This window comes from Vibrio sp. 1180_3, assembly GCF_029478545.1.
In the GTDB taxonomy this organism is placed as follows: domain Bacteria; phylum Pseudomonadota; class Gammaproteobacteria; order Enterobacterales; family Vibrionaceae; genus Vibrio; species Vibrio aestuarianus.
The window spans coordinates 42,631-53,372 of record NZ_SJFM01000030.1 but is presented as its reverse complement, the minus strand read 5'-3'; the positions used below and the strand labels follow the sequence as shown (position 1 = coordinate 53,372).

The window sequence follows — 10,742 nt, the reverse complement described above, 5'->3', positions numbered from 1 at the left end:
ACTTCAAGGCGGCAATAGACCAATTTTTTTCTGTGACTCTTCCAGAGATCGCAGGCTCTTTGACATCTCGAATTAATGATCATTTTCAGGTTCTCAAGCCTGCATCTTCAAGTTGATTCGGTATAGATATAATTAGGATCCACCCCTAATGCGGCTAATTTAGCTTGGCTTATTTCAATCACAACTTGTTGCTCTGGCATTCCCTCAACCGAAACCTTCTTAACACCATCGACTAATACTAACTCTCGGCGAATTATGTCTGAGAATTTTTCTAATTCTTGATAGCTGTAGCCTTCACCCTTGAGATTCATCAAATAACCAAATACATCAGAAAAGTCGTCCACAATAATAGGGGACGCAACCCCAGAAGGTAACTGGCTTAACGTATCACTGACTTTATTTCGTAGCTCATTCCATACTTGTGGCAGGCGATCTTTACCATATTGGCTTTGAATTTCGACCTCAATCTGAGACAAACCAGCACTGTTAATTGATTTCACCAACTTCACTTGCTGCATTTGTTGAATCGCATCTTCTAAAGGCAAGCTTACTTCTTCCTCGACTTGCTCTGGTGAGGCTCCTGGGTAGGCTGTAATTACTAAGGCCTGTTTGATGGTGAATTCTGGTTGTTCGAGTTGCCCCAGTCCAATAAAAGATATGATTCCCCCAATGGTCATGAGTATGATAACCATCCATGTAATGACACTATTTTTGATGCTAAATACGGCTGGATTCATGGTTAAACGCCTCGCTCCCAACGTAATGGAGAAACTTTGATTTCAGAGTTAATTGCGTTAGCACCAACTGCAACAACTTGGTCACCTTGATTTAATCCACTGAGTATTTCAGTTCCTTCGGTACGAATTTTACCGAGTTCAACGACCGACTTTTGAACGGTTTGTGTTTGTTCTTGATACACCCAAACAAAATTTTGTTGAGTTTGTTCATCATGGACAATGGCAGTAAGCGGTAGAATAGTAACAGGTTGGTTGGCACTTCTTTCATCGACAGTAACATTTGCACTCATGCCTGGTAAAATTGAAAGCTTGGCGGGTGGCGTAAATGACAAAGTTATTTGATACGTTTGACTGCCATTATTAACCACGCGATTCATTTCTTTGAATGTTGCGTTAAAGGTATCGTCTAGCCCATGGAATTTTACGCGGTATTGCTCTTGAGCTGCTTTTTGCGTAAAGCTGATCATATTAAAAACATAGGACTCAGGAACGTTGAACGTGAGGTCAAACTCTTGATTTCCCTGTAAAGTGATGACCACTTGAGATGCTTGAACCATTTGATGGTTATCTAGATCTACTTTTGCAATCATACCAGTAAATGGAGCGATTAATGTGGTGTAACTGAGTTGATCTTGCGCAGAATTAAGCGCCGCCACGGTTGATTGCAGTTGTGCTTTTGCTGTATCAAACTCAGCTTTTGATATCAGTTTTCGCTCTAATAGCTCCTCTTTACGTGCAAAGTCTGCTTTGGCTAATTGATGATTCGCTTGTGCGTTTAATAACGCATTTTTTGCATCTCTATTATCCAATTGAGCTAATACATCACCTTTATTCACCTTCTGCCCGGCGAGTAGGTTTAATTGGGTTAATTGCCCATTAATACGAAAGGCAAGATCAACTTGTTGATTAGCTGCTACTTTGGCAGGAAATGTTTTATGAATCTGAGTACCTACGTTGCCAACCTGTATTAGTTTGACTGGACGAACACGTGAGGAAAACGTGGTCGTTGATTCAATACTCTGGGCGTAAGTTTCTGTAACGACAGAAAAAAGAGCCGCGATGGTTGTAGACGTCAGCACTATCGCGAGAGTGGTGTGTTGTAAAGGGTTATTAATGCGCATTGCTGTTACCTTCTTTAAAAAGAATGGGAGACTATACGCAAATTTTTTGTTTCATAAAACATGACAAAGTGGCACCGTGGGTTCTATAATTCAGAACATCAATCAAGAGATAATCACTTGTGTTTTATGATGAGATCAGTGCATGAAAACTGAAGATATAAAGATGTTTCACCATATTGTTGAAAGCGGTGGGTTGGTTAAAGCTTCAGAGTTACTAGATTTACCTAAATCTAATTTGAGCAGACGTTTGAAAGCATTAGAGCATGAGTTAGGCATTGACCTTTTTCATCGCCAACATAAAACGATTGTAGTGAGTGAAAACGGCCGCCGATTCTATCAAACCAGTAAAACCTTTCTTGAACAATTCGAAATAGAAATACAGGGACTGAGTAGCCAAAATTTTGAGCTGTCAGGTCATATACGCATACAGATTTTGGCATTACCTAACCTTAGAATATTGGCGAATATCATTACTGATTTCATGTCAATACACCCAAAAGTTACGATTGAAATCATTACCAGTTCGACAGAATTTGAACTAATAGAAAAGAATGTCGACATTGGTTTTCGCATTGGTTATCAGCTTGAAAGTATGGACCTTATTGCACGAAAGTTACTTTCAGTTGATCTTAGCCTTTATGCTTCACCTCAATATTTAGAGCAGTACGGTACGCCTCAAACACCGATGGATCTTGAACTGCATGAGTTTATTTTATTTCGGAAATTTGATGGTAAAATAGACCGTCGACTGAATTTTAACAATGAATCAGTGACTGTCTCAGGACGTTTAATTGTTAATGATGTGGGGTTACTGACCCAATCTTGCCTCGATCATCAAGGAATTAGCTGTATCGCTGATCATGATACACAAGAATACGTCGAAAATGGTGAATTGGTGAAGTTACTACCGAACTATCGAACGGAACAAGTTCATGGTTGGCTACTTTATCCTAGGAAGAAAACCTTGTCACGGCAGGCTAAGGCGCTGATCGATTATATTCTAGAGAGGTTTCCAGAAAATAGTGAGCCCAATCTATAACAATACGATGAAGTACCCTCTATAAATTAGTGGGCACTTCAAAGATAATTTACATTGCGCTAGCTAAATGAAGTTCAATTTTATCGATAACTTCTTCATCTTGTAGCAGATCAAATTTTCTAGCGAAGAGATTTGTACTAGAAATAAGTTCAGATGCGTCACCGATATGGAACGTTCTTGGGCGAAGTTTTATATCACCATCAGGAACCCAATCAATCATACGCAAGTCATCTTGAATAACTTCACCATGGCAATCGTTATTCATCATCACTGTTTGGAAGAAACCTTCATCAGCAATAAACGTGTTCTTGTAAAACTCCTTATAAGGTTCAGAAACACGGGTGTTACAGACAAAGTCACAAAATTTGCGAGATACAATCATCCACTGAGTTCCAATGAATGGGGTGATCCCAGTCATGAATCTTCTAGATAGTTTAGGTCGATAAAGTTGTTCACCGAATTCAAAACACATATTGTGAATACGATTCATTGTTTCTGGTCGGTTTTCATTTTGATCGAGCGCCCGTATGAACTCTTTATTCGGGTTTTCTGCTAAAAAATTGTGGATGTAGGTTTGAGTTTTTAACGGAAAATCTTGGCCACTTAGATTGATAAAGTGAGTCCAGTTTTTACTGGTTTCGAGTAGTTTAGCCATGCCACGAAGCTCAATATTGACCAGACTATACCCACCCCACAATGCATTTTCAGGCTCTAGAACTTCAGCGTTAGGGTAGTCTTCTAAATAGGTCGAAATAGTATTCGATATTTCTTTACCTGAACTCTTATCAACATGCACCAAGTAGTGATTTTCAGGGTGGTATATAGCTCTAAATAGACGTTTAAATTGCTCTGGATATCGATGCACTAAAACAAGGTAAGCAATCATGACAGTATTCCTTGAGAAAGCGGGAATAGTATTTCCACGCTCCAGTTCTCTCAGTAAGGAAAAGGATATTTTTGAGGTCAAGGCGTGTTCTTGCTCACTCCTTATATTGGGGTAGATAGCCATAATGCAATGGGGTGATGACGATTAAATGAGCAATAAACTAGTTAGACGAATTACCCATTGTATGTGTGTGGCTCGCGGCAAGTTACGAGTCACACACTTTTATCTGAAGCAAAATTGTTCTAAAGACCTTTGTGATATTGCTTGTTGGTTGTTGCGGTCATTGAAGCGACTAGTTGCGCTTTTGCGTTATCATCACCGCTAAGACTGTGTTTAAACAGTGCGATTAATTCCGACTTGCTAATATTGACTTTGGTCTGTGTGGGGATATCTCTTACATCAATCATCACATCAGTAAAGGTGGTGGGTAAATCATTGAGGATATCGAGGTTCAGGAAGTTCACATCGTTATACAAGCTGTTGTGACTACTTTTTTGTTTGTTGATCACATATGACGTATCTTGAAGGTTGATGATTGACGCGTTCTTTTCGCAACGTTTCATGCAACCTTTATTCATTCGCTGTTTCTTGCAGCCTATGCTTTGAATAAACAGACATTGGCGGCTAGTTAATAGGTTGATGGGGTGATAAATGCTGTAAAAAAGCTTGAACCCATTTGGTTTAACTAAACGTTTCATTTGTAGCGCATTTAATTCATTAGAGATAAAAGCACCAACTCCTTTTAGCTCTTGATCAATACACTGAAGGGCAAATGAATTGGTGATGTTCAGTTGTGGGCCTGCCACCCATTGTAACCCTAGTGACTGAGCAAGTTCTGCAACGCCAAGGTTGTTGGTCACAACGAGGCGCGGCATAGTTTGCGTTAATAGTTCACGCGCGGCTTGATAGTGTTCACCAATCAAAATCGCAGGGAAAAATGGAATCAAGTCTGGATGAGACTTAAATAGAGCGATCATTTCATCCAATTGATAATTCAATGCGTCGGGTAATTGATAGAAAAAGCTAGCGTCAGGGTGACTATCTAGCAAACCTAAATCGGCGGTATCTGCAATTAAAACCGATAATGCAGACGGTTGCTGAGCACTTGCATTTGATTCGGCTTTCGGCAGTGGAATATCAATGACTTCACCACTACCTTTCAAACTGCGTGTACGACCAGTTTCAATTGGCATCGCCTGTGTAATATTGTCTACCTTACGGATGAGGTCTGTCGTTTTATCAAAAAGTGACTTTTTCACTTTCATGGTGTCATCAGCAGTACGGCATTGATACACCTTACTGAAGTGAGTAACAGTATGGCCGCGTGGGTTATCGATATACATATCACGATGAATATCACCTTGCAGATAGCCGTTGCTAAAATCACGGTTAAAGACACTGTACAGTTCGGTCATATCATTATGAATATCACCAGTTTGACAAAAGTGATCGATTTGTTTACGCCAGTTATCGACCACCGTATAGACGTAATGAGATTTTTTGATTCGCCCTTCAACTTTCAGAGAATAGACGCCAGCTTTGGCTAGCGCTTCCATATCTGAATACGCTGAATTGTCTTTCAAATTGAGTGGATAGTTTTTTCCAGCCTCGGTAGTTTGATATTGGTCACGGCATGGCTGGCTGCAACGCCCACGGTTGCCGGATGCGCCATTGCGCTCTGAACTGAAATAGCACAGACCAGAAAAACCAATACAGTACGAACCATGAACAAAGACTTCCATCAACACGTCATGTTTACGCCCAAACTGAGCTAAGTGGGTAATTTCATCAATGTTAAGTTCGCGAGAGAGATTGACACGGCTAGAACCGAGTTTTCCTAAAAGCAATATTTGCCCTTCGTTATGTGTATTCATCTGCGTTGAGGCGTGCATATCCAAGCTAGGAAAATGGTGTTTGAGAATATATGCCAGACCAAGATCTTGGATGATCACCCCATCAATACTGGTATCAACCAACTGTTTAAGCAGACGTATGACAGCAGGAATCTCACTTTCTAAGACAACGATGTTTAAAGTCAAAAATATTTTGCAATGATGTTGATGAGCAAGTTTGAGCACGCCTTCAAGCAAATCTAACGTGATATTGGCTGCGCGATTTCGGGCGTTGAACCGTTCTAATCCACAGTAGATAGCATCTGCACCCGCAGCAATGGCCGCTTTAATGGATTCTAAGTCGCCACCTGGGGCCAATAACTCAAATTGTTCTTTTTGAAAAGCCAAGCTCATTTACTCTACATATTGCTATTTGGATTGTGGATTATATAGATCATGGTCACATTTATCGAGCCAGTTGCGATGTTTAATCTAAACGTAGAGAAGAACTGGGGAGGCGATAGCAATAAAAAAGCCAGCGTCTCTGCTGGCTCGTTATTACTGGGGATAAGGCTATGCGTTAAGCGCTTGCTCTAAATCGGCAAGAATGTCATCAATATGCTCAATCCCCACTGAAAGTCGAATCATCTCTGGTGACACACCAGCTTGTTTTTGTTCTTGCTCATTGAGCTGTCGGTGTGTGGTTGATGCAGGGTGACAAGCGAGAGATTTAGCATCGCCAATATTGACCAGGCGTTTAAATATCTGCAATGCATCATAAAAACGCACGCCAGCATCATAGCCCGCTTTTAAACCAAACGAGAGGATGGCCGAAGGCTTACCTTTCATATACTTTTGCGCAAGAGCATAGTGTTCTGACTGTGGAAGAGCGGCGTAGTTAACCCAGCTAACTTTGTCATGTTGCTCAAGAAATTGGGCTACTTTCAGTGCATTTTCTGTGTGTCGTTCCATGCGAAGTGATAGGGTTTCTAACCCTTGCATCAACATAAAAGCATTCATTGGTGACAAGGTTGCGCCAGTATTTCGTAAAGGAACAGTACGTGCGCGTCCTATAAAGGCAGCGTCGCCAAAAGCCTCAGTATACACCACACCGTGGTAAGAAGGTTCGGGTTGGTTAAACACAGGAAAACGATCTTTATGCTGCGCCCAAGGAAATTTACCTGAATCGATAATCATGCCACCGAGCGTAGTACCATGCCCACCGACGTACTTGGTTAAAGAGTGCACCACGATGTCTGCACCAAATGAAATCGGCTTGCATAAGGCTGGAGTTGCTACGGTGTTATCAACAATCACTGGCACTCCTTGCGCGTGAGCAAGTTCTGCAACACGCTCTAAATCAATGATATTACCCGCAGGGTTACCGATGCTTTCGCAATAAACGGCTTTAGTATTTTCATCAATCAGTGCAGCTAAACTCTCTGGCTGATCGTCTTTGGCGAAACGCACTTCTATGCCTTGGTTTGGTAGCATGTGAGCAAATAGGGTATATGTACCACCATATAATTGTGGAGTCGATACAATATTATCGCCAGCTTGTGCCAACGTTAAAATGGCATAATTTATCGCTGCGCTACCCGCACTGACGGCTAGGCCTGCAATACCACCTTCTAAGGCCGCCATACGTTTTTCTAACACATCGTTGGTTGGGTTCATGATCCGCGTGTAAATATTACCTGGGACGGCAAGGTTAAATAAATCAGCGCCATGCTGTGCATTATCAAACTCATAGGCAACAGTTTGGTAGATTGGCGTTGCAACTGATTTAGTGGTTGGATCGGTTTCATAACCAAAATGTATCGAGAGTGTTTCGTCTTTCATGTATCGTCCTTGAGCCATTGAATAGTGAATGTTTTATCACCAGAAGTTGTTATTCCTTTGCTACTTGAAGCTGTTGCGGTGTTGGCTACGCTGCTCACCTTAATCACACAGTTTATCAGTGATAATGATGGTGAGCTTACTTGCCGTACAGCTACAGCGCAACTTCAAGTTGTTGTCATATAACAAAAGAAACGGCAGTTATTGTCAAGCAAAGTGAAATCTCAGTACTGTATTTATTCAGTAATAGAGGAAAAGCGGCTTGTAAAATATTTAAACCTATTTAGGAGATTTTAAATCAACATTAGGCTAACTGATAAAACCATCTCTATAATAGATACATAGCAAAATCCAATTAGGGACTGTATATATGCCGCTAATTTCTTCGCTAGATGGAGCAGACCTGTTACGTTTCTTTTCAGGAGATAATGAGCTATTGCAACTAACCATTGATGTTTTGCCGGTTCCTATCTTTTACAAAGATACTCACGGCGTCTATTTAGGGTGTAATCGCGCCTTTGAAGAATTTATTAAAATCACAAGACAGCAGTTGGTGGGGCGCAGTGTTTATGAGCTTTTTGATAAAGACCTAGCGGATGTTTACCAAAAAGCGGATATCGAATTGTTCAACGATCCTGGAATACAAGTCTATGAAAAAAAGATTCGCACTTTCGAAGGTAATGATATTTATGTGAAATTTCACAAGACCAGTTTTAATGATGGACACGGGAATGTTGCTGGGCTTATTGGGGTGATATTTGACATTACCGAGCAAAAAGCACTCGAAGAAAAGCTGCTTAATAAAGCAGCTTATGATGAATTAACCGGTCTTTATAACCGTTGCCAAGGTTACGCAATTGCAGAAAAACTGCTCTCCCAAATCGAAGAAGATCAGCAAGTTGCGATAATTATGATCGACATTGACCATTTCAAACGCATAAACGACACCTTCGGTCATTTAAGCGGTGACGAGGCACTACGTCATATAGCAAGCACATTTCAAACGCACAAACACGATTCAGATATCATCATACGCTGGGGCGGAGAAGAGTTTCTCATACTGGTTAAGTTGTCCGATGCAAGTCATTGCGTCGATAATATGGCAGCAATCGCTGAGCACTACCGTAGTGTTATAGAAAACCACCCTTTGCCAATGTACAGCGGTAAAGTAACGATCACCATCAGTGGTGGGGTCAGTTGTTATAACGGCCAAACATTGTTGGAAATGATCAATGAAGCCGATAATTTGCTATATAAAGCGAAATCGTTAGGCAAAAACCAAATGTGTGTTCATTGACAATATGATGTCTAGAGCTATTGCCGATGGTTTTATATGGGGAGTAGAGTCATTCGTACAAGCAAGATAGAGGCTATTCATCGATACTACAGAAAAATCCCCACCTATCACCCAATATGAATATTTTACTGCACGATATTGACTAATCGTTATGCGCGTCAACATGTCACGGTTAAGGAGTAATATATAGCAGATGGAAGTTTAAGGCATACTTAAAACTAGAAAGGATCTAAGTGTGATGCTTAGATCCCTTGTATTTATATTAGAAACTTAAACGGGACTGACGTTTTCTGCTTGTGGTCCTTTTTGACCAACGGTAATAGTAAAGCTTACACGTTGACCATCGGTTAGGTTACGGTGACCTTCACCAACAATAGCGGAAAAATGTACGAATACATCTTTGCCTCCATCTTCAGGTGTAATGAAACCAAATCCTTTATCTTGATTGAACCACTTTACCGTTCCGTTTACTTTATCACTCATAATCTTACTCTTGCTTTAGTCTGAAAGTTGCTAACCAATTGCAACATAAACAAATTAGCGAAAGAGTCATAGACAAGCTAATGAAGTTTCTGTGAATGTGATGCTCGTATGGTTGTATATCACATTTTATGTGTTTACTTGGTAAATGAAATGTTGGATATGTGGTTCATTGAAAGGTGACACTGTTACATTTCAGTCCGATTACGGCCATTTTGTTTTGCTTTATAGAGTGCTTTGTCAGCCATTTTGATAACGTCTTCGGGTTTGTTTGCTGACTGATTATCAGCCACACCAATGCTGATGGTAATCGAAACTATATTTGATGAGGTTTTTTTCGCCCGTTTTTTGGAACCGGTTTTATCATCTTTCGGTCTGCCATCCGTATCGCGTATCGACATTTGATATTGTTCGATGTCATGGCGCAACGCTTCTAAGTATTCGTAGGCTTGTTGGCTATCTTTGCCTTTAAAGATGACCGTGAATTCTTCACCACCATAACGATATACACGAGCTTTACCCTGTACAAGCAATAGACGACTGGCAACCAATTTTAGAACATCATCGCCAGTATCATGCCCATAACGGTCGTTAAACTGTTTGAAGTGATCGACATCAAGCATCGCAATTGCGTATTTACGTCCCACATATTTCAAATCAAGATCCAACGCATGTCGGCCTGGAATATTGGTTAAGCGATCAATGAACGCCATCTGATGTCCGGTTGAAATAAGGTATAAAATCAATAAAATGCCAGCTAAAGAGAACAGGGTGCTCGAGATGTAGTTGATATGAAAAAAGATGAAAGTAACCGCGCAAAGCAGAATACTAGCGTAGATGCTCACATCCAAAATTCGGTTTCGTGTCAGCACTAAAATGGCTGAAATTCCAATTAGAGCAATAAGATATAAAACCAATAGGATAGGTAACTTCGATAGTTGTGGTATCGCAATAAGAAAAGAGTCGCTGAAATCTTTAAATCCACCATCACTCACGTATAGCAAGATGATACTGGCCCAAAGAATAAACAACGCCAATATTGCGAGATAAAGTCCGAATGTTTTACTTAAAACGGTCGCATTGCCCCCTAGTGCATGGGGAATGAAGCATGATATCGGTAGTAAAATGCTGAGCAGTGACAATTCAAGAAACGTACTTCCTAAAGATAATGGCATTTGTAAACGCCACTGTATGATTGCGTAGCCCACTAGCATTGCCATGGAAATCATGGCTAAACGTCCTTGCTTGAAAATATGGCCTAATGCTATCGCTACCGTAAATAATATGTACGGTAAGTTTTCGGCAAATCCGCTATTTGCCTTAGTGATAAGGATGACGTTTTCCATTCCCAAAGACACAATCGTCAATAAGACTATCGGGAAACCACAACGAAACCAATGAGATGACACTAAACTCGATGACATTTAATAATACGATGCTAGCTTATAAGACAGAAGAAAAACTGATAACAAGGTGATTAGCATACTTTTATTTAATGGATTGCCAAGCTT

Annotated in this window: 11 protein-coding genes and 1 pseudogene; 5 read left to right on the top strand and 7 right to left on the bottom strand. The window is 40.6% G+C overall.

Translation table 11 applies throughout. The annotated features are described in order from the left end of the window. Window positions 1-116, top strand: a pseudogene (locus EYW48_RS16490) (IS630 family transposase); the annotation flags it as partial. Here the strand turns inward: EYW48_RS16490 and EYW48_RS16485 are convergent. Together EYW48_RS16485 and EYW48_RS16480 are read right to left on the bottom strand one after the other, a co-directional pair. Next, on the bottom strand, window positions 108-737 hold the full coding sequence (locus EYW48_RS16485) for an efflux RND transporter permease subunit (RefSeq protein ID WP_277432690.1): 630 nt from the start codon (window positions 735-737) through the stop codon (window positions 108-110). The pseudogene EYW48_RS16490 and the gene EYW48_RS16485 overlap by 9 nt on opposite strands. 2 nt (window positions 738-739) lie before the next feature. Then, window positions 740-1,858, bottom strand: coding sequence for an efflux RND transporter periplasmic adaptor subunit (locus EYW48_RS16480; RefSeq protein ID WP_277432689.1), 1,119 nt, complete (start codon window positions 1,856-1,858; stop codon window positions 740-742). A gap of 142 nt (window positions 1,859-2,000) precedes the next feature. On the opposite strand from EYW48_RS16480, the gene EYW48_RS16475 reads away from it, so the two are divergent. Further along, window positions 2,001-2,897: a LysR family transcriptional regulator gene (locus tag EYW48_RS16475; RefSeq protein WP_053312085.1), complete on the top strand. Its 897-nt coding sequence runs from the start codon at window positions 2,001-2,003 to the stop codon at window positions 2,895-2,897. Between the two features lie 49 nt (window positions 2,898-2,946). Here EYW48_RS16475 and EYW48_RS16470 read toward each other — a convergent pair whose 3' ends face one another. Both EYW48_RS16470 and EYW48_RS16465 read right to left on the bottom strand, forming a co-directional pair. Continuing rightward, window positions 2,947-3,783 carry a beta-1,6-N-acetylglucosaminyltransferase gene (locus EYW48_RS16470; protein ID WP_277432688.1) on the bottom strand — a complete coding sequence of 279 codons (837 nt, stop codon included), beginning with the start codon at window positions 3,781-3,783 and terminating at the stop codon, window positions 2,947-2,949. Between the two features lie 242 nt (window positions 3,784-4,025). After that, window positions 4,026-6,029: a peptidase U32 family protein gene (locus tag EYW48_RS16465; RefSeq protein ID WP_176313796.1), complete on the bottom strand. Its 2,004-nt coding sequence runs from the start codon at window positions 6,027-6,029 to the stop codon at window positions 4,026-4,028. 42 nt (window positions 6,030-6,071) lie between these two features. Here EYW48_RS16465 and EYW48_RS16460 point away from each other — a divergent pair, with 42 nt between their 5' ends. Continuing rightward, a complete protein-coding gene (locus EYW48_RS16460) occupies window positions 6,072-6,212 on the top strand; it encodes a hypothetical protein (RefSeq protein WP_277432687.1) in 141 nt (46 codons plus the stop codon). Here EYW48_RS16460 and EYW48_RS16455 read toward each other — a convergent pair. Then, window positions 6,189-7,457, bottom strand: a complete 1,269-nt coding sequence (locus tag EYW48_RS16455; RefSeq protein WP_053312133.1) for an O-acetylhomoserine aminocarboxypropyltransferase/cysteine synthase — start codon at window positions 7,455-7,457, stop codon at window positions 6,189-6,191. The two genes, EYW48_RS16460 and EYW48_RS16455, sit on opposite strands and share 24 nt — an antisense overlap. Window positions 7,458-7,481: 24 nt before the next feature. Here EYW48_RS16455 and EYW48_RS16450 point away from each other — a divergent pair, with 24 nt between their 5' ends. After that, window positions 7,482-7,640: a hypothetical protein gene (locus EYW48_RS16450; protein WP_172532713.1), complete on the top strand. Its 159-nt coding sequence runs from the start codon at window positions 7,482-7,484 to the stop codon at window positions 7,638-7,640. 184 nt (window positions 7,641-7,824) lie between these two features. Then, window positions 7,825-8,751: a diguanylate cyclase gene (locus tag EYW48_RS16445; RefSeq protein ID WP_277432686.1), complete on the top strand. Its 927-nt coding sequence runs from the start codon at window positions 7,825-7,827 to the stop codon at window positions 8,749-8,751. Between the two features lie 270 nt (window positions 8,752-9,021). On the opposite strand, the gene EYW48_RS16440 is transcribed toward EYW48_RS16445, so the two are convergent. Further along, window positions 9,022-9,234 (bottom strand): cold-shock protein, encoded by a 213-nt coding sequence (locus EYW48_RS16440; RefSeq protein ID WP_171980382.1) that lies wholly within the window; start codon window positions 9,232-9,234, stop codon window positions 9,022-9,024. Between the two features lie 185 nt (window positions 9,235-9,419). After that, entirely contained in the window at window positions 9,420-10,655 is a 1,236-nt protein-coding gene (locus EYW48_RS16435; protein ID WP_171980383.1) for a GGDEF domain-containing protein, read from the bottom strand. Between the last annotated feature and the right edge of the window lie 87 nt (window positions 10,656-10,742).

Bases quoted from the DNA above. Each gene is read 5' to 3' on its own strand.
- EYW48_RS16485 (WP_277432690.1), bottom strand. From the start codon at position 737: ATGAATCCAGCCGTATTTAGCATCAAAAATAGTGTCATTACATGGATG.
- EYW48_RS16480 (WP_277432689.1), bottom strand. From the start codon at position 1,858: ATGCGCATTAATAACCCTTTACAACACACCACTCTCGCGATAGTGCTG.
- EYW48_RS16475 (WP_053312085.1), top strand. From the start codon at position 2,001: ATGAAAACTGAAGATATAAAGATGTTTCACCATATTGTTGAAAGCGGT.
- EYW48_RS16470 (WP_277432688.1), bottom strand. From the start codon at position 3,783: ATGATTGCTTACCTTGTTTTAGTGCATCGATATCCAGAGCAATTTAAA.
- EYW48_RS16465 (WP_176313796.1), bottom strand. From the start codon at position 6,029: ATGAGCTTGGCTTTTCAAAAAGAACAATTTGAGTTATTGGCCCCAGGT.
- EYW48_RS16460 (WP_277432687.1), top strand. From the start codon at position 6,072: ATGGTCACATTTATCGAGCCAGTTGCGATGTTTAATCTAAACGTAGAG.
- EYW48_RS16455 (WP_053312133.1), bottom strand. From the start codon at position 7,457: ATGAAAGACGAAACACTCTCGATACATTTTGGTTATGAAACCGATCCA.
- EYW48_RS16445 (WP_277432686.1), top strand. From the start codon at position 7,825: ATGCCGCTAATTTCTTCGCTAGATGGAGCAGACCTGTTACGTTTCTTT.
- EYW48_RS16440 (WP_171980382.1), bottom strand. From the start codon at position 9,234: ATGAGTGATAAAGTAAACGGAACGGTAAAGTGGTTCAATCAAGATAAA.
- EYW48_RS16435 (WP_171980383.1), bottom strand. From the start codon at position 10,655: ATGTCATCGAGTTTAGTGTCATCTCATTGGTTTCGTTGTGGTTTCCCG.